The sequence below is a fragment of the Methylophaga sp. UBA678 genome (assembly GCF_002299105.1).
Classification (GTDB): domain Bacteria; phylum Pseudomonadota; class Gammaproteobacteria; order Nitrosococcales; family Methylophagaceae; genus Methylophaga; species Methylophaga marina.
This window is the reverse complement of sequence record NZ_DBNG01000019.1, coordinates 5,963-22,650: the sequence shown is the minus strand read 5'-3', so window position 1 is coordinate 22,650 and position 16,688 is coordinate 5,963. Positions and strand designations below refer to the sequence as shown.

At 43.6% G+C, this 16,688-nt stretch carries 19 protein-coding genes and 1 pseudogene; 9 read left to right on the top strand and 11 right to left on the bottom strand.

Features of this window, described 5'->3' with window-relative positions; all coding sequences use genetic code 11:
• Positions 1-12: 12 nt before the first annotated feature.
• Entirely contained in the window at positions 13-957 is a 945-nt protein-coding gene (locus tag B3014_RS10440) for a YbgA family protein (protein WP_289244424.1), read from the bottom strand.
• A gap of 68 nt (positions 958-1,025) precedes the next feature.
• Here B3014_RS10440 and B3014_RS10435 point away from each other — a divergent pair, with 68 nt between their 5' ends.
• Both B3014_RS10435 and hemH read left to right on the top strand, forming a co-directional pair.
• Entirely contained in the window at positions 1,026-1,949 is a 924-nt protein-coding gene (locus tag B3014_RS10435) for a TIGR01777 family oxidoreductase (RefSeq protein WP_289244425.1), read from the top strand.
• Positions 1,950-1,954: 5 nt separating this feature from the next.
• Positions 1,955-2,965 (top strand): ferrochelatase, encoded by a 1,011-nt coding sequence (gene hemH / locus B3014_RS10430; RefSeq protein WP_289244426.1) that lies wholly within the window; start codon positions 1,955-1,957, stop codon positions 2,963-2,965.
• Here the strand turns inward: hemH and B3014_RS10425 are convergent.
• The 3 genes from B3014_RS10425 to flgA form a co-directional block, all read right to left on the bottom strand.
• Complete coding sequence (locus B3014_RS10425; RefSeq protein WP_286303758.1) at positions 2,962-3,450, bottom strand: flagella synthesis protein FlgN; 489 nt, start codon at positions 3,448-3,450, stop codon at positions 2,962-2,964. The two genes, hemH and B3014_RS10425, sit on opposite strands and share 4 nt — an antisense overlap.
• 14 nt (positions 3,451-3,464) lie before the next feature.
• Complete coding sequence (flgM, locus tag B3014_RS10420) at positions 3,465-3,767, bottom strand: flagellar biosynthesis anti-sigma factor FlgM (RefSeq protein WP_286303757.1); 303 nt, start codon at positions 3,765-3,767, stop codon at positions 3,465-3,467.
• A gap of 65 nt (positions 3,768-3,832) precedes the next feature.
• Positions 3,833-4,531: a flagellar basal body P-ring formation chaperone FlgA gene (gene flgA, locus B3014_RS10415; protein WP_286303756.1), complete on the bottom strand. Its 699-nt coding sequence runs from the start codon at positions 4,529-4,531 to the stop codon at positions 3,833-3,835.
• A gap of 134 nt (positions 4,532-4,665) precedes the next feature.
• Here flgA and B3014_RS10410 point away from each other — a divergent pair, with 134 nt between their 5' ends.
• A complete protein-coding gene (locus tag B3014_RS10410) occupies positions 4,666-5,586 on the top strand; it encodes a chemotaxis protein CheV (RefSeq protein WP_286303755.1) in 921 nt (306 codons plus the stop codon).
• Positions 5,587-5,615: 29 nt separating this feature from the next.
• On the opposite strand, the gene B3014_RS10405 is transcribed toward B3014_RS10410, so the two are convergent.
• The 4 genes from B3014_RS10405 to B3014_RS10390 are packed head-to-tail and all read right to left on the bottom strand — an operon-like array spanning position 5,616 to position 10,404.
• Positions 5,616-6,749, bottom strand: a complete 1,134-nt coding sequence (locus tag B3014_RS10405; protein ID WP_289244427.1) for a DUF4340 domain-containing protein — start codon at positions 6,747-6,749, stop codon at positions 5,616-5,618.
• A gap of 38 nt (positions 6,750-6,787) precedes the next feature.
• Positions 6,788-8,701: a Gldg family protein gene (locus B3014_RS10400; protein WP_289244428.1), complete on the bottom strand. Its 1,914-nt coding sequence runs from the start codon at positions 8,699-8,701 to the stop codon at positions 6,788-6,790.
• Between the two features lie 15 nt (positions 8,702-8,716).
• Positions 8,717-9,457, bottom strand: a complete 741-nt coding sequence (locus B3014_RS10395) for an ABC transporter permease subunit (protein WP_286303752.1) — start codon at positions 9,455-9,457, stop codon at positions 8,717-8,719.
• The gene (locus B3014_RS10390; RefSeq protein ID WP_289244429.1) at positions 9,457-10,404 is read right to left on the bottom strand and encodes an ABC transporter ATP-binding protein; all 948 of its coding nucleotides are present in this window, start codon (positions 10,402-10,404) and stop codon (positions 9,457-9,459) included. The genes B3014_RS10395 and B3014_RS10390 overlap by 1 nt, the downstream gene beginning before the upstream one ends.
• A gap of 168 nt (positions 10,405-10,572) precedes the next feature.
• Between B3014_RS10390 and B3014_RS10385 the strand changes: the two genes are divergently transcribed.
• Positions 10,573-11,628, top strand: coding sequence for a DUF2333 family protein (locus tag B3014_RS10385; protein ID WP_289244430.1), 1,056 nt, complete (start codon positions 10,573-10,575; stop codon positions 11,626-11,628).
• A 134-nt stretch (positions 11,629-11,762) separates the two neighbouring features.
• Positions 11,763-12,170 (top strand): c-type cytochrome, encoded by a 408-nt coding sequence (locus tag B3014_RS10380; RefSeq protein WP_289244431.1) that lies wholly within the window; start codon positions 11,763-11,765, stop codon positions 12,168-12,170.
• Positions 12,171-12,241: 71 nt separating this feature from the next.
• On the opposite strand, the gene B3014_RS10375 is transcribed toward B3014_RS10380, so the two are convergent.
• Positions 12,242-13,582, bottom strand: coding sequence for an OprO/OprP family phosphate-selective porin (locus B3014_RS10375; protein ID WP_289244432.1), 1,341 nt, complete (start codon positions 13,580-13,582; stop codon positions 12,242-12,244).
• A 120-nt stretch (positions 13,583-13,702) separates the two neighbouring features.
• Here B3014_RS10375 and B3014_RS10370 point away from each other — a divergent pair, with 120 nt between their 5' ends.
• Positions 13,703-14,773, top strand: a complete 1,071-nt coding sequence (locus B3014_RS10370; RefSeq protein WP_289244433.1) for a substrate-binding domain-containing protein — start codon at positions 13,703-13,705, stop codon at positions 14,771-14,773.
• Here the strand turns inward: B3014_RS10370 and moaC are convergent.
• Positions 14,770-15,246, bottom strand: coding sequence for a cyclic pyranopterin monophosphate synthase MoaC (gene moaC / locus B3014_RS10365; protein WP_289244434.1), 477 nt, complete (start codon positions 15,244-15,246; stop codon positions 14,770-14,772). The genes B3014_RS10370 and moaC overlap by 4 nt on opposite strands.
• Before the next feature lie 48 nt (positions 15,247-15,294).
• On the opposite strand from moaC, the gene moaD reads away from it, so the two are divergent.
• Genes moaD through B3014_RS10350 form a run of 3 tightly spaced genes read left to right on the top strand, consistent with a single transcriptional unit; the run spans position 15,295 to position 16,372 of the window.
• Positions 15,295-15,522 carry a molybdopterin converting factor subunit 1 gene (gene moaD, locus B3014_RS10360; RefSeq protein ID WP_286303744.1) on the top strand — a complete coding sequence of 76 codons (228 nt, stop codon included), beginning with the start codon at positions 15,295-15,297 and terminating at the stop codon, positions 15,520-15,522.
• Between the two features lies 1 nt (position 15,523).
• A complete protein-coding gene (locus tag B3014_RS10355; protein ID WP_289244435.1) occupies positions 15,524-15,961 on the top strand; it encodes a molybdenum cofactor biosynthesis protein MoaE in 438 nt (145 codons plus the stop codon).
• 15 nt (positions 15,962-15,976) lie between these two features.
• Positions 15,977-16,372 (top strand): MAPEG family protein, encoded by a 396-nt coding sequence (locus tag B3014_RS10350; RefSeq protein ID WP_286303742.1) that lies wholly within the window; start codon positions 15,977-15,979, stop codon positions 16,370-16,372.
• On the opposite strand, the pseudogene B3014_RS10345 reads toward B3014_RS10350, so the two are convergent.
• A pseudogene (locus tag B3014_RS10345) lies at positions 16,365-16,688 on the bottom strand (UbiD family decarboxylase domain-containing protein); the annotation flags it as partial. The gene B3014_RS10350 and the pseudogene B3014_RS10345 overlap by 8 nt on opposite strands.

Below are 16,688 nucleotides of genomic sequence, written 5' to 3'. Positions count from 1 at the left end.
AAGGTATGTCATTCAAATGGCATTTCTAAGACTCAAGTCATCAGGGTAAGGCTGCAAATAAGCCTGCTTATTGATATAGGGGTCTGGATGGTTATTAAAATGGTGTCGCAGCAAAGTGATAGGCACAATAAGTGGGATTTGTGCTGTTCTGTATTGATCAATAATGCCGGCTAACTCTTGTTTCTCTTGGCTGGAAATTTTTTTCTTCAAATATCCCTGTAGATGCATTAATACATTCGTGTGCGTTTTTCTGGATGCTAATGATTTCAGTGTAGTCATTAACTCCGTGAAATAACGCTCAGCCAGCGCATCAACATCATGATTACCCGCATCGGCTAGCATTCGCCCAAGTTCAGCATATTTTGATGGAGAATGTGCCATCAAGGTATATTTATAGCGGACATGAAAGTCTAAAATAGCTTTCGTATTCAGCCCTTGTTTTAGCATATCTTGCCAATTGGCATAGGCAAAAACTCGAGTAACAAAATTTTCCCTCAAAAGAGGTTCACACAAGCGTCCTGATTCTTCGACAGGTAGCAAAGGATGTGCATCTGTTAATGCTTTGGCGTACAAGCCTCGCCCCGGGGTATGGGATGGATAACCATTTTCCTGATAAACCTTTACCCGAAATAATCCACAACTTGGCGAATTTTTCATAAAAATATAACCAGATAAGTCGTGAAACTGTTTTGCCTTGTTTTCACCATACTCTGTTAGTGCTTTGCTGTAGTTGATACTTTCATCGTGCACAGCAACGGCCTCGGGTTTTTCAGGATCACCGATTAAGCGGATAGGTTTTCTTGGAATACTCATTCCGATGCCCACTTCAGGACACTCAGCTACAAAGTCAAAATAGCGAGATAAGCTCTCCGTTGCCAGTCGTAAATGTTTATGCGTGCCATCGTAACGTACTTCATGCCCTAATAAACAACTACTGATACCCACTTTTATTTTCATATCTTCACATCCGCCTCATGCTGTACTAATTATCTTAACAATTGACTGACTAAAAAATGTGAAGGTCGGTGAAGTTTATTGAGGGTATCAATATGCATTACTTAATTACTGGTGGTACTGGGCTTATTGGCCGCTCCTTGTGTCAAACGCTGCTGGCAGCAGGACACAACATTACCGTACTCAGTCGAGATAAGACAAAGGTCTACAAGCAATGCGGCCGAAATGTTAAAGCCATACAATCATTGGATGAGATCAGTGACGATCAAAAAATCGATATTGTTATCAATCTTGCCGGAGAACCTATCGCTGATAAGAAATGGAGCAAGCAACAAAAAAACATATTGGAACAAAGTCGAATTGGTCTAACTGCAGCACTAGTCAACTGGATAAAAATGCGGCAAGCCAAACCTCATGCACTCATCAGTGGCTCTGCCGTCGGATGGTATGGCGACCAAAAACAGCAGCCGCTGACGGAATTAAGTGATTATCAGCATGATTACGCCCACGAACTGTGTGAAAAATGGGAAAAAGCGGCTCTTGAAGCAGCCGATGAAGTAAGAGTGTGTATTATCCGCACCGGCCTTGTTCTAAGCACCGAGGGTGGCGTTTTACAACGTATGCTTCTACCTTTCAAACTTGGTGGTGGGTGCACACTTGGAAAAGGGGATCAGTACATGCCTTGGATTCATATATCGGATATCGTCAATCTCATTATTTACCTCAGTCAGACACCTTCAGCAAAAGGCGTCTTTAATGGCACAGCTCCTCACCCTGTGACCAATGCCACATTTACAACAACATTGGCAAAACATCTGCATCGCCCAGCCATTTTCAAAGCACCCGAATGGTTATTAAAATGCGCACTGGGAGAAATGTCTCAGCTTTTATTGGGAGGACAGCGTGCATATCCTGAAAAAGCCACAGCAATTGGATATCAATTCCAATATACTGACCTTGATGATGCCTTTAACAATCTTCTGAATAAATCGTAACTTTTATGACAAAACGTGCCATTTTATTAGCCAACCTTGGCTCTCCGGATGCCCCAACCACACCCGCTGTACGTCGGTACCTTAACCAGTTTTTAATGGATCCCTATGTGATTCAACTACCGTGGTTACTTCGACGCATGATTGTCAGTCTGTTTGTGTTGCCATCAAGGCCGAAAGCTTCTGCCGAGGCATATCAAAGCGTGTGGACAGCGGAAGGTTCACCACTTATCGCTTTATCTGAAAAATTAAAAGATGCGCTTAAGACACAAGTAACGCATCCTGTTGAAATGGCTATGCGGTATGGCAATCCGAGCATAGAACAACAACTATTAAAAATCACGGCTGATAAATCGATAGAAGAAGTTCTCTACATACCTCTATACCCCCACTATGCTGACAGCACAGTCACTACTTCTATCGAAGAAGCCAGACGCGTGATTAGCAAGCATCAATTGGATATCAAGCTCAAGATTGTTCCACCTTTTTATGATCAGCCCGAGTATATAAAAGCATTGGTGACCAGCGCACAACCTTATTTAGAGCAAGAGTATGACCACATCATATTCAGCTATCATGGTTTACCTGAGTCCCACATTACGAAACTGGATCCATCAGGTACTCATTGTCTGAAACAAGACAATTGCTGTCAGGGCAGTCATCCCGCTCACCAAACTTGCTATCGCCATCAGGTAATGAGAACAACACAATGCTTTGCACTGCAAGCAGGCTTGGCTACGGATCGCTATTCTGTTGCCTTCCAGTCAAGGTTGGGTCGTGCAAAATGGCTTGGGCCTAACACAGAAGACACGTTACGTGAGTTAGCTGAACAAGGCGCAAAACATGTCATGGTTTTGTGTCCAGCTTTTGTGACTGACTGCTTGGAAACACTGGAAGAAATCGCTATTCGTGGTGAAGAAGTCTTTAAAGAAGCGGGTGGCGAAAAATTGACGTTGATACCATGCATGAATGACCATCCAGCATGGGTGGATGTTTTAGCCGGTTGGTGCAAGCACTAAACTCGGCCAATTAAAGGTTGTCTAACAATTTGGCTTGTATATTCGCCACCAGGACCATAAGCACCTGTTTCGGGATCGCGTCCACGCAGTATAGATAATGCTCTGGTCAAATATTGCCGGTTTACATTAATGATGCCGCCGTTAATCTGATTAAATTCACGGCAAGTTTTTGCCACCTCACGAAGCCGTACTACTTGAGCAGTCATGCGGCTGGCATCAGTTTCTTCCTGATTCGCAATAAATGCTTCTAGACCTGACTTGCCTGATGGAAAGCCAACAGCGGTCAGCAACTGTTCACGCTGTCTTGCTAATTGCTCAAGTTTTAACAGAAAAGGTTGTTTTTGTTTAGTTATTTCAGACACTTTATCCACGTCTGAAGCCTTCAATGCCTCACGCTCTTGCTTTAGCAGCGTTGCGATTGCTGTACTGCTGCTAATCTCAGATTGGAGAATAGTACTCAGCTGTTGCATGGCATTCATAGACATGGGGTTATCCTTTCTTAAAAGTTACCCTCAAAATCAATCATTTTTCGTGCCAACTGTTGGCTGTCTACCTGATAACTACCATCCTCAATTGCCGCTTTAATAGAATCAACTTTTGCCTGATTTACAGTGGGAACATCAGCTAAGCTTTTTTCTACTTGCGACAGCGTATCACTTAAACTCACTTTATCGCTTTCCGTGTTTGGGCTCGATGTTGTGGTTGACGGCGATGTTTCTGCAGTCTCTTTACGCTCACCAATGTTTCGCAACGAGCTGTATTCAGCCTGCGATGGTGGCTTAATGTTATTAATTTCAGACATATAACGTGTCTCCATTTACTTTATATTGGTTGTATCGGCAGCAAATAATGAAAGTTGAGAACTTTTTACATTGTTACTTGAACAACCCCTGGTGCTTGCACGACACCCTCAACCACTCTGTTCGAAGAACTATTTTTCACTTTAATTTTGTCACCCAAGATTGCATCTTCCATTGCCATACCATTCATCCTGACCTCCATTGAGCCAGCTTGTGCAACAAGAATAACTTGCTCGCCTCGCTGTACAATTTTCTGCTGTTTGAGACTACGTGGAGTTAATGCTGTTCCCATCGCGAGTGAATATCTCAACTGCTGCCCTACAACATTATCCGGCGAAAGGATAAAACCTTGTCGCAAATCGCTGATATCCTGCATCACTGTTTTGACATCAGATGCTTTCAGAACTTGGTTGGCGCTGAGCGCTCTTGCTGCCACGACAACAGGACGCAAAACTTTCACTTTGACAGAGACGTAAACAGTCCATTCTGTTGGTGTGCTGCAACGTATTCCAATTGTTCTATTTCCAGTGGTATCAGCACTGGATGATGAAAATGCACTCAGCTTGCCATCACACGCTTGCAGTCGCAAACGTTTATCCATAGCATCAACAGTAATTTGAGGATTGTCATAATAAGCTTGTGCATCATTCATTGCAAAAACATAAGCCGTTTGTTCAATACCCGCTAAAGACTGTAAAGAATCTGCATAGACAGAATGTGTCAATAAAACGGCACTTAAACATGATAAAAGTAATCTACGAATCATGAGAGTTCACCTGAACAGTAAGATCAAAAAACTTTCTGAATAGTTTGTTGCAAGTTATATGCCTAGACATGATTTTAAAAACTCAAGACTTAACAAGCCTTGCCGATAGCCTCATTAAGTAAACAGGAGTCAATATGAGCAGTATTATTGATGGTGTAGACCAACGCACGAACCTTGCTGGGACCAATCGGCTGGAATTATTGTTGTTTCGTTTGGGCACAGCTCAACTTTACGGGATTAATGTCTTTAAAGTACGTGAAGCGATAGCCTGTCCTAATCTAACGAAATTGCCACAGTCTCATCCTAATATAAAAGGTATGGCATCCATTCGTGGTCAGACGGTTAGCATCGTCGATTTATCACAGAGTATAGGGCGACGCTCTCTCGAGGATCTGGCTGACAATTTTGTTATTCTGACCGAATACAATCGCTCTGTTCAGGGCTTTTTAGTCACCTCTGTAGAACGCATCATCAATATCAGCTGGTCAGACGTATTACCACCACCGGCAGCGTCAGGGGCAAGTAACTATCTGACAGCCATTACTAAATTCGAGGATAAGCTAGTTCAGATTATTGATGTCGAACAAGTATTAGCAGAAGTCATGGGTATTGAGGCAGATGTCTCGTCAGAGTTAGTGAATAACTACTCTGAGCATAACCAAGAAATACGCCAACACATATTGGTTGTAGATGACTCCAGTGTGGCTAGAAACCAGATAAAACGTACACTAGAACAAATCGGTCTAGAAATTACTTTGGCTAAAAATGGTAAAGAAGCGCTAGACATGCTTAAGGCGTGGGAAGCGGCGGGCGAAGATATCTACGAGAAAATTGCATTAATGATCTCGGATATTGAAATGCCTGAAATGGATGGCTACACACTGACATCAGAAGTTCGGCTGGATCCAGCAATGAAAAGTTTGCCTATTTTATTGCACACCTCAATGAGTGGCACATTTAATCAGGCATTGGTATCTAAAGTCGGTGCAGATAAATTTATACCTAAGTTCTCAGCAGATGAGTTGGCAGCAGCGGTTCAATCTATGCTGAAATAAAAAAGGCTCCTCAGGGAGCCTTTTTTAATTTAGTTTAAAGGTCCAAAACCATTTAAATCAGAGGGCATCGGAATCACATTATTTTTTTCCGTAACGATATCAGCCTTAGCTCTCATCAGATTGGTGCCAGTAAAGCCACTGACACGGTAGACCCAATCAGATAGCTTCTCATTTAGCTGTTCAACTTCAGCCTTCACTTGTTCATCAGACTTCAAGACTTCTAACGCTTTAATATCATCTGGTGCCTCAGAAATAAGGTCTGACTGATAATCTGCTGATAAGGTGGTGTAATAGAAACCATCAATAAATGACGTTCTTGATGTGACAACTAAACCGTCAAAAGTGATAAAGCGGGCAATAACCACATCGGCATCACCACGATTAAACTCTTTCTTAGGCAAAACATCTTCCATGCGCAATTGATGTAAAGAGCCCGCAATGTCATAGCCTAGCTGAGGATATTTGAAGACCGTTTTCTCACCTGATTCGGGTGTGCCAAATCTATCTTTTTTGCCTAAATTGACCAAAGTGGCCATATCACCATTAGGTTGGATAATTTCCACACGAGCAATTCGTTCACGTGCAAGATTAATCACCTGACTATCAATCCAGTTAAGCATGACCGGACTGATTAATAAATAACCTTCTGCTAACCAGCTCTGCTCATCACCAACCCGTCTCACGTAAAACTGTTTGGGCCCGGCACTGGCCACGGTCACATCTCGTTGTTTACCCAGCAGTAAACCGGCAATGGCTTCATCGCCCTCTTTTAATATGACTTTGATCGAGTCACCATCTGGCGTTTCAGGTTTAGCGCCATCCACACCTAAAATCGGGTACTGTTCGGGGTTATTGGTTTTCTTCTCCATCAGTTTCGCTTCTGACAGATCGATTAACATCCGCTTCACTTCATCAAAGTTAGCAGGATAGTTATAGTGCTGAGGAATAAACCAATCTTCGCCTTGTCGTTGTAAAGAAAACTGATCTTCACCACTACTAAACTCAATCGAATCAACCTGACTTAATTCACTGAACAAGTCTGGAAACAATAAACCATAGTCATCATCATTATCATCAGTGCGATAAATGGTTACCAGCATCAGCAGTACCATCAACACTGTGACGATGAAAAGAATAGTCAAACTGTTGAATTTTTTTGTCATTTTATAAACCTATTTTCTAGTCGACTAAAACAGTATCGTTATTGTTGGCTACGGGCTTTATTACGTTTACGGATACGCATCCAGCCAGTGAAAACCGCTAATAACCCGACTAATATCGGTACTAATCCAATATTGAAAAACTTCAACTGTGCATCCAGTTTATCGATATCTTTACGTAAATTAGCTTGCACATCTCGTAATTGTTGTTGAGTTTTATTGGCTGTCAGGCGGAACTCAGCAATTTCTTTTTGTTGTTCAGGAGACAAAATCTGCTCCCCTGAACCACTTCGCTGAACCTGCATACGAGCTATGCGTTGTTGCGTTTCTTTTAATTTGTTTTGCAATTCCCGTTCTTTGGTGCGGAAACGCTTCTCTGCATCACGTTGGAGTGCAATGACTTTATGGAACGGTCTGGAGAAGCCAGCACGAGAACGAATGCTGATTAGGCCCTCACTGCCAGTCATATCCTCGATCGCATTAATCAAGAAATCGATATTGTTAGAGGTATTAAATGCCAACTGTTTACCGTAAAAATCCTGCGTTTCCACCCAGAAACGGTCATCAAGCATGTCCACATCGGCGATCGCAATGACATCAATAGCTTGTTTTGCATTATCTAAATGCCCAGGCATTTTTTTGATGTCTCCTGATACAGTTTTTGCTCCATCCGGGAAAGCTGTTTTCACTTCGCCCTGCGCACGTATTGCCATAGGGTAACTAATGGTTCCCGCCTGATATTTGGTCAATAATGCGACAGGGTCATTACGAAACTGAACAACCCTTTTATCAACCAGCATGGCTTCATTGCTTGAAGAGAAAAGCGGTGTGATATTAGTGGTATGCTCATCCAGAATTTCAAAACGTCCTGGCGTGGCGACATTGAGTTGACGCAATGCTGAGGTGATACGTTCATCTTTGTTGAAGTTATCTTTTACTAACTTTTGCCATAGAACATAATCAATAGGCTGATAGTCTGTCTTAGCACCAAAATCTACCTTGGTTGCTGTTTTTCTATCAGCCACGACATCCGTATTTGAACGTTTGAATCCCCATGCTGTAAACAGTTCTTCCATATTTGAGCTACGTGGTGCCAGCATGGCGCTCATCGGATTGTCCGGATCTTTTTTCGGTTTATCCACTTCTGCATAAGGATCAACATAGGTAATTAATTTACCTCCAGCTAAAACATACTGATCAATCGCATACAACGTGCTTTCAGATAATTCTTTCGGGTGAATCACCACTAACGCATCCATGCTGGATGGAATACGACGGATATCAGTGGGCAACATTGATACATTAAACATCTGACGCAATTCTGCCATCACTGCCCAGGGTTTGGCTCCATCAGGAGAAGCGACTTCGCCTTTAAGTGGGTCATACTGCTCACCATCCACCTCAAGCGAATTGATAACACCTACGGCTTTTCTGTTGTTGTTTGAAAGTTTGTAGATCAGTTTTGTCAGGTCGTATTCAAGTGTGTCTTCTTTCTCTGGTTGAAAGAAAGGTATGGTTTCAACACCATCAATTTCATTGGTACCAGCCAGACCGAAGTACAGAGGATCAGACTCACCATCAATAGGCACGGACTGTAAGCCATATTGATCGGCACGCTGTTCATCTGATGAAAAAGGTTCAGGATTCATAATAAACAGGCGAATTTTGCCGTTTGAGGCACGCTGATACTCAAGCAATAACTCTTGTACACGCTGAGCATACGATTTTAAGCTGGGCAACGCCTGAGCTGCTTTTTCAGTGTAGTAGAAACGCAGGCTGATCGGCTCATCCATTGACTGCAGGATATTGATGGTGCCATCTGACAAGGTATAAAGATTATCTTCTGTTAAATCCACACGAGCAGATTTGAAATTGCCATTAACGACAACATTGAAAGATACAAACAAAATAATGGCCAAAATCAGGCCGGTTGCAGATAAAAGTTGTTTATTCATCGTCGCAATTCTCTCCTAGTCTGCCTTACGAGCATTGACGATAAGGGCATTCGCAAATAGCCAGATAACGATTAGTGAAATGAAATACATCATGTCTCGCATATCGATGACCCCTTTGCTGATAGCGTCAAAATGGGTCAAGAAACTAAACGAGCTCACTGTTTCTACCAGTGTTTTTGGTGCCCAGCCGCTGAAAAAGTCAATGACGATGCCATAGCCGCTTAGTACAAATACCAAGCTGATAATCAAGCTGATGACAAAGGCAATCACTTGGTTTTTGGTAATCGCGGATATGCATGAACCAATCGCCAAAAAACCACCAGCCATGAGTAAACTTCCCAAGAAGCTTGCCACAATGACGCCGTTATCCGGGTTACCGAGATAATTCACCGTAATCCATAAAGGGAAATTCAAGAATAAGGCTAAGCCCGTAAATGCCCATGCGGCGAGGAACTTACCGATAACAGCTTCAAACACAGAAACAGGTAAGGTCATTAATAGTTCAATTGACCCGCTCTTACGTTCTTCAGCCCATAAACGCATGGAAATAGCAGGAATAAGTAAAATATACAGCCACGGATGCATGGAAAAGAATGGGTAAAGATCCGCTTCACCGCGTTGGAAAAAATTACCGACATAAAACGTTGAAAAACCGGTAAGCAGCAAAAATATGATGATGAAAACGTAAGCCACTGGTGTAGCAAAGTAGCCATTGAATTCACGTTTCATAATGAACCAGATATTACGAATATTCATCAGTTTTTGGCTCCCGTATTTGGCATGGTGATACTGCGGAAGACTTCGTCCAAACGTCCTGACTCCGCATGAAGGGCATCAATACTCCACCCATTCTTACGAATCTTTTCTGATAATTCTGCAGTAATTTGTTGACCTTGTTTCGGATACACTCTAAATCCAGCGCTTTCCAAAGGTTCAACACGAGCAACAAAGGCTAATGAATTCAGGAAGCTTTCGAATGCTTTCTGCTCGACATCCGCTACATTGACGACCACCGCATTGTAATAACGTGATCTCGACTCGAGTTCCTGTGGTGTACCATCAAACTTCACTTTACCGTTGGCAATCACCACATTGCGGGTACATAGCGCATGCACTTCTTCGAGGATGTGGGTAGAGATAATGATGGCTTTATCTTCAGCCATTTCATTAATTAAGGTTCTGACTTCGTGTTTCTGATTAGGGTCCAAACCATCGGTAGGTTCATCGAGTATTAACACAGGCGGATTATGCAATATAGACTGCGCTAGTCCTACACGACGTTTATAGCCTTTTGAGAGCGTTTCGATGGGTTGATACATGACATTGGTGATACGTGCCCGCTCTGCTGCACTATCGACAGCTCGCCGTCTGTCTGCCCCTTTGATTCCACGAATTTCCGCAATGAACTTCAGGAAACTATCCGGCGTCATATCAGCATACGCTGGTGCGCCCTCAGGAAGATATCCCAAGTGCGCTTTTACCGAAATAGGGTCATTAAGTACATCATAACCACAAACTCTTACCGTGCCTTTAGTCGGTGTTAAAAAGCCGGTAATCATTTTCATCGTCGTTGATTTACCCGCGCCATTTGGGCCTAAAAACCCGAGCACTTCGCCTTTACTGACAGAAAAAGACACACCATCAACGGCTTTGATCGCACCAAAGTATTTGGCCAGATCATCGATCTCAATTCTCAATGTCATAACAAAAGCGTCCCCCGCTTCCTAATCATTTTTGCAAACCCGTCATTATTCTGAGGTGAAGCAATTTAAGTCAAGCTTGAATTGTCTTTCATTAACCCCATTGTCTTAAAGATTCATAGCGCATAAGCTGTCACAGAACATTCCCACTTAATCAGATATGAGATGTCAATGAAACGCTTAACAGATAAAATCCGTGATTTAGGTTGGTCAGTCAGCGGCAGTTTCGCTGATACCACGACCCGTCAACGTATCATTAAGACAGCAGGCATCATTCTTAGTATTGTTGCTATTTTTATGATGACCTTGATGATATGGTGGAATTTCGCCCCAAGTGAGTTTGAACCCACTGAAAATGCCAGAATCATGGCATCGCAACAGCAACAACATCTCGTCACCGGTTATACATCAACAGCTACACTAATCACCCTCGCTGAAAACCTTCTAGATAAACCTGGTGGCTACCTCACAAATGATGTCATGCCACCCTCCGTCTGGATGGACAATATGCCTAGCTGGGAGTTCGGAGTACTGGTACAGATTCGTGATTTTTCTCGTGTATTGCGCAACGACATCAGCCGTTCCCAATCCCAGTCCAGAGAAGATGAGGATCTGGCACTTGCCGAACCTCAGTTCAACTTTAATTCCAACTCATGGCTTTTCCCACCGACAGAACGTGAATATCGTGCCGGCATTAAATCTCTCAAGTCCTATCTGGCTAGACTGAGTAGTAATGAGGATGATGCTCAGTTTTATGCCCGAGCAGACAACCTGGTTTCTTGGTTATCTGTTGCTGAAAAACGCTTGGGCAGTTTGTCACAGCGTCTCACGGCCAGTGTAGGACAGGTGCGTATCAATACCGATCTAGCAGGCGATGCAGAAGCCTTACAGTCAACCCCACTGGCGGATGAAGTGGTGACAAAAACACCTTGGAATAAAATTGATGATGTGTTTTACGAAGCACGAGGCACAACCTATGCCCTAATCCATCTGCTGAAAGCAGTGGAATATGACTTTTCAGACGTATTAAGAAAGAAAAATGCGCTGGTGAGTCTACGCCAGATCATTCGAGAGCTGGAAGCCACACAGGAACCGGTATTGAGTCCGGTCATTCTGAATGGAAGTGGTTTTGGCCTATTTGCTAATCACTCATTGGTGATGGCTTCTTATGTGTCACGGGCCAATGCCGCATTAATTGATTTGAGAGATTTATTGAATCGAGGATAAACCCCTCTCAAAGCAGGGCATTTAACCTGCACAATAAGGCAAATCACCCAACCTGACAGCAAAATAACATCCTATGATCGAACTATCCGGCCCCGCTAATTGGGGCTGGCTGTTCAGATTTGATGGAGATATCAATGTTGTTTCAACTTAAATCAATTAAACCAGTTGCAATTTCTGCGGCGCTACTACTTATGTCTGCCACATCCGCTTTTGCTGATGACAAACCTTATACTGTAACCAATGGTAATGAGCTTGATTCCGCTAGTTACGCCGGTTTCAAACTTTATAGAAATTTCTGTGCTCGCTGCCATGGTACATACGGGCAAGGTATGGTCGGACCTAATTTAGCTGAAAGTCTCAATGTGATCTCTAAAGAAGAGTTTTTTAACACCGTTGAACATGGAAAAACTGGAACGATTGGTAGTATGCCAGCTTGGGCATCGAACCCGAAAGTCATGAAAGGTCGGGAAAATATTTACAACTACCTCAAAGCCAGAGCTGATGGCGCAATTGGTGAAGAAAAACCAAAAAAAGCTAAATAAACCAGAAAAATAAGCTTTATACTCAATAAAAAAGTAGAGGGCTGCCAAGCAGCCCTCATTGTTAACTTATCTTAAAAAGCCCATTGGCTTCGCACTTGAAATACGGATGGCTCATCATTGTCATTCGGTCCACCATCAACGTCCAGTACATCCACATAGTTTGCAGAAAAGCGTAATGTGGGTGTGGGATACCAGTTTACTCCGTAGGTCATGGCATCTGCCTCGCCACCATCGATTCCGGCATCACTCAAGTCGAGTGAGCTATAGCGCAATGCCAGCTCCCATGCGCCAACACCACCGTCACCAACAATGGAACTGGGTTTCACACCACCCATAACACCATTTTTGTACTGGCGAGTCTCCCCCGTCAATATATAACCGGCCTGCAAATACCAGCCATCAAAATCCGCATCTTTACCGTTATTACGATTCACCTGGGTGGTGATATATTCACCTTGGACAGAATATGGCCCATGACCTGCCGCAAGTTCAGCGCCAATATTGTAATAGTCTGCTACGGAACTGATGTCGCCTGTATCAATAATACTCACACCGGACACATGTGACTCGGCTTCACTATCAAAACCCACATCGCCACTATCACCGGTATCACGGTAGTCAAGACCGAGTCCTAAATGAACAAAATGCACACCATCATTAATCGGTGCCCAAGTACCACGAGCCGTTGCCCCCCAGCCTTCATCATTCTGACCACCTTTATTATTGATGGAATCACCAAAGATACCTGTCGCCCATGACCAATGGTTGGTTGCGTTACTGGCCATGATCCCCATCTTTCTTCCTGATGAAAAAGCATTAGGCAGGGCTCGTTCCATAAACAATGTGTTATTAGCACTGGTCAGATAATCTAAGCTGAATGGTGTTTTAAAATTACCCACCGTGATATCCAATGGTTCAAATCCGGTGTAGGCCAGATAGGCATCGGTGATACCTTTGCCGTTCGATCCTGTACTGGCAAAGTCATATTCGAGCTTAAAGTCCCAAACGTTATACATTGTGCCTGCATAAGAAATCCGTGCACGTCTGAACTCAGAACCGTCACCCATTTCTGGCTGACCGCTGTATGTTGCCGCATCCGCTTGTAAACGACCACCTAACTTACTCTCAAACTTGCCATCACGGGTTTTCACCCCAATCCCACCTTTGACAGTGACTTCAACATCGGAGGGTTTTGTCGCTTCAGCAAGCTTAGCATCAACTTGTTGTTTTTCTTGTTGTGCTTGAGCCTGATTTTGTTTTAACTCTGCCATCAAACGGCCATACTGATCATCATTGACCATACCGTTTTCATGCAGCATATTAATCAGAGTTTCAATTTCAGATCCCGCATAGGCAGGGCCCGATAATGCAGCCAAAAGACCGGCAGCCAGCAGGCTTTTCTTTATCGTCATGTTGTTCTCCTTGTCTGAATTTTTAACACTACGTAGCTGCAAAACAGCTTGTAATATTAGTTAGCGGTTAAAAGGCGTTTATCATGACAGTTTTGTTACAACACTTACCCGATGTGAATCATGGAAATTAAAATAGACTTTCACTGGCAACTGACCCAGCATGGAAAACCACATCATATCGATGACGTTCTGTTTCAGATGCTTGAAGCCATTCAGCAAGAGGGTTCTTTAAAACAAGCAACAGACAAACTTGGTGTGTCATATCGTTTTGCCTGGGGTTTACTGAATAAATGGGAAGCACTACTGGGCCAGCCATTAGTTATTCTTGAGCGAGGCCGGGGAGCTCGGTTAGCGGTTGTCGGGGAGAAACTGATGCATGCGAACCGACACCTCAGTGCCTCTTTTTCTCCTGAACTGGATAACTTCTCTACAGAACTAAAACGAGAATTTGAAGCCATCCTCGATCATAGTCCACGTGATACGTTTAAGATTTTTACCAGTCATGGCTTAGCTGTAGGGGCTCTTAAAGAATTAATTGATCAGCAATCTGATTTTTTATTGGATTTACATTTTCATGGCAGTCAGGAAAGTCTGAAAGCACTCAAAGCCGGTGATTGTCACATTGCCGGCTTTCACCTCCCTATCGGTGAATTGAAACGTCATTTGATGATCGACTACCTCAAACTTTTGGATGAAAAACAGCATCAGTTAATCTATGTTGTCAGACGAAACCAAGGCTTGATGGTGTCCCGTGATAACCCAAAACAGATAAATGATATCCGCTCTCTAACAATGGATGGTGTCACTTTTATCAACCGTCAAATGGGGTCTGCTACTCGAACCTTGTTTGATCAACTGCTTGCCGCTCATCATATCTCCAGTGACGAGATTAAAGGTTACTCGCATGAAGAGTTTACGCACATGGCCGTTGCAGCCATGGTTGCCAGTGGTGCAGCAGATATCGGTTTCGGTATCGCTCCCATTGCCGACAAGTTTAATCTGGAATTCATTCCTTTGGTATGGGAACACTACTGCTTGGTCGTACCGCAGTTATTAGTGGATGACCCTCGGGTTCAAGCCATTATCAGCTTATTAAAAAGCGATGCTTTCCATCGAAAAGTCAGAGACTTCAAAGGCTACGATACCGCACGCTCAGGTGAGCTTGTTAGTTTTGACGAAATATTTACCTAAAGACGTTGCCAATGACCGCTTTTACCACCTGATTTTTCCAGCAAACCAATGTCGGTCATGATCATGCCTTTATCCACTGCTTTACACATATCATAAATCGTCAACAAGGCGATCTGAACTGCAGTAAGAGCTTCCATTTCGACGCCAGTCTGACCACTGGTCCCGACCGTTGCCCGGCAGTGAATGGATGCATTTTTATTATCTAATTCAAATTCTACTGAAACCTTTGTTAAAGCCAGAGGATGACACAACGGTACGACATCAGCTGTTTTTTTCGCCGCCATAATCCCGGCAATGCGAGCAATCCCCAAAACATCGCCTTTTTTATGTCCGCCTTGCTCCACTAATTTAAATGTGTCAGGCAGCATCAAAATCTTCCCCTCTGCGATGGCAAGCCGCTCTGTGGTTGCTTTTCCACCAACATCAACCATATGTGCTTCACCGGCTTGATTAAAATGGGTCAAATCTGACATCGCAAATGTTATCCTCTAGCTTTAAATTTAGCTGAAACGATCAACCAGATGAGTATTCAAGTCAAATTTTTTGCCAGCCTTCGTGAAAAGCTAGGTCAATCTGATATAGAACTTGCTGCCGCCAGCACAGCTCTGGATGCCTGGAATCAAGCGACTCAAAATAAACCCGTACCAGATAATCTGCTTGTCGCCATCAACTTGGACTATGCCAAGCTGGACACTCCCGTCCAAGATGGTGATGAAGTGGCCTTTTTCCCACCGGTGACCGGAGGTTAATATGTCGAGCTGGGTGAGTGAACAGCGTATTGAGCCTTGGGAAATCATAGCCAAGCAACAACGTGCTCAGGACATAGCAGGTCAATTTGGCGCCACGGCCAGTTTTATCGGTACGATGCGCGACTTTAGTGATCGTCCGGATATTACCAAGATGCTGCTCGAACACTATCCGGCGATGACTGCACGTTACCTGCAAAAACTGGAAGATAAAGCAAAAGATCATTGGCCATTATTGGACTGCCTGATCGTTCACCGTGTGGGTGAAGTGCTGCCCGGCGATGCCATAGTCGTTATCACCTGCTGGTCAGCCCATCGCCGTGCCGCACTCGATGCCTGTGACTGGTTAATTGAAGAATTAAAGTACAAGGCACCATTCTGGAAAAAAGAATTTACCGAACAAGGCCAACACTGGGTAAGCGGTAATACCGACGGACATTAAACGAGGATAGTCATTATGATTACAGCTCTCTATGCCAGCCTCTGCGCCTTATTTATCGTCAAGTTATCACTGGGTGTTATTGCTGTGCGCCGACAACATAAAATCGGATTGGGTGATGGTGGCAATGAAGAATTACAGTTAGCCATCCGAGCACAAGGTAATGCCACTGAATACATTCCTATCACCTTGATTCTGATGTTTCTTCTTGAAAACATCATTGTATACAACTGGATGATTCATCTCGCTGGTATCACCCTGCTCACGGGTAGGCTCATCCATGCCATAGGTATCAAAAACCATGATCTGAAAAAGCGTGTTCTCGGCATGAAAATCACGCTTTATCTGATTATAGCTTTGTCGATATTAAATATCGTTTATTTTGCGTTAGCATATTTAATGCCTGTCAGTTAGGTTCCTTGCTCTCCAATCCCAGCTCATCCCAAATAGCATCAATACGCTTAACCACATCCGCATCTCGGACGATGGGTCTCCCCCACTCCCTATCAGTTTCACCTGGGAGTTTGTTGGTCGCATCCAACCCCATCTTGGAACCGAGTCCAGAGACAGGTGAGGCAAAATCTAAATAATCAATCGGCGTATTTTCCACCAGCGTGGTATCCCGTGCGGGATCCATTCGAGTGGTAATAGCCCAAATTACATCTTTCCAGTCCCTGACATTGACATCATCATCCACCACAATCACAAACTTGGTGTACATAAACTGACG

What these genes read in the sequence shown, in the direction of transcription:
- B3014_RS10440 (WP_289244424.1), bottom strand. Translation starts at nt 957, where the DNA reads ATGAAAATAAAAGTGGGTATCAGTAGTTGTTTATTAGGGCATGAAGTA.
- hemH (WP_289244426.1), top strand. Translation starts at nt 1,955, where the DNA reads ATGACAAAACGTGCCATTTTATTAGCCAACCTTGGCTCTCCGGATGCC.
- B3014_RS10425 (WP_286303758.1), bottom strand. Translation starts at nt 3,450, where the DNA reads ATGTCTATGAATGCCATGCAACAGCTGAGTACTATTCTCCAATCTGAG.
- flgM (WP_286303757.1), bottom strand. Translation starts at nt 3,767, where the DNA reads ATGTCTGAAATTAATAACATTAAGCCACCATCGCAGGCTGAATACAGC.
- flgA (WP_286303756.1), bottom strand. Translation starts at nt 4,531, where the DNA reads ATGATTCGTAGATTACTTTTATCATGTTTAAGTGCCGTTTTATTGACA.
- B3014_RS10410 (WP_286303755.1), top strand. Translation starts at nt 4,666, where the DNA reads ATGAGCAGTATTATTGATGGTGTAGACCAACGCACGAACCTTGCTGGG.
- B3014_RS10405 (WP_289244427.1), bottom strand. Translation starts at nt 6,749, where the DNA reads ATGACAAAAAAATTCAACAGTTTGACTATTCTTTTCATCGTCACAGTG.
- B3014_RS10400 (WP_289244428.1), bottom strand. Translation starts at nt 8,701, where the DNA reads ATGAATAAACAACTTTTATCTGCAACCGGCCTGATTTTGGCCATTATT.
- B3014_RS10395 (WP_286303752.1), bottom strand. Translation starts at nt 9,457, where the DNA reads ATGAATATTCGTAATATCTGGTTCATTATGAAACGTGAATTCAATGGC.
- B3014_RS10390 (WP_289244429.1), bottom strand. Translation starts at nt 10,404, where the DNA reads ATGACATTGAGAATTGAGATCGATGATCTGGCCAAATACTTTGGTGCG.
- B3014_RS10385 (WP_289244430.1), top strand. Translation starts at nt 10,573, where the DNA reads ATGAAACGCTTAACAGATAAAATCCGTGATTTAGGTTGGTCAGTCAGC.
- B3014_RS10380 (WP_289244431.1), top strand. Translation starts at nt 11,763, where the DNA reads ATGTTGTTTCAACTTAAATCAATTAAACCAGTTGCAATTTCTGCGGCG.
- B3014_RS10375 (WP_289244432.1), bottom strand. Translation starts at nt 13,582, where the DNA reads ATGACGATAAAGAAAAGCCTGCTGGCTGCCGGTCTTTTGGCTGCATTA.
- B3014_RS10370 (WP_289244433.1), top strand. Translation starts at nt 13,703, where the DNA reads ATGGAAATTAAAATAGACTTTCACTGGCAACTGACCCAGCATGGAAAA.
- moaC (WP_289244434.1), bottom strand. Translation starts at nt 15,246, where the DNA reads ATGTCAGATTTGACCCATTTTAATCAAGCCGGTGAAGCACATATGGTT.
- moaD (WP_286303744.1), top strand. Translation starts at nt 15,295, where the DNA reads ATGAGTATTCAAGTCAAATTTTTTGCCAGCCTTCGTGAAAAGCTAGGT.
- B3014_RS10355 (WP_289244435.1), top strand. Translation starts at nt 15,524, where the DNA reads ATGTCGAGCTGGGTGAGTGAACAGCGTATTGAGCCTTGGGAAATCATA.
- B3014_RS10350 (WP_286303742.1), top strand. Translation starts at nt 15,977, where the DNA reads ATGATTACAGCTCTCTATGCCAGCCTCTGCGCCTTATTTATCGTCAAG.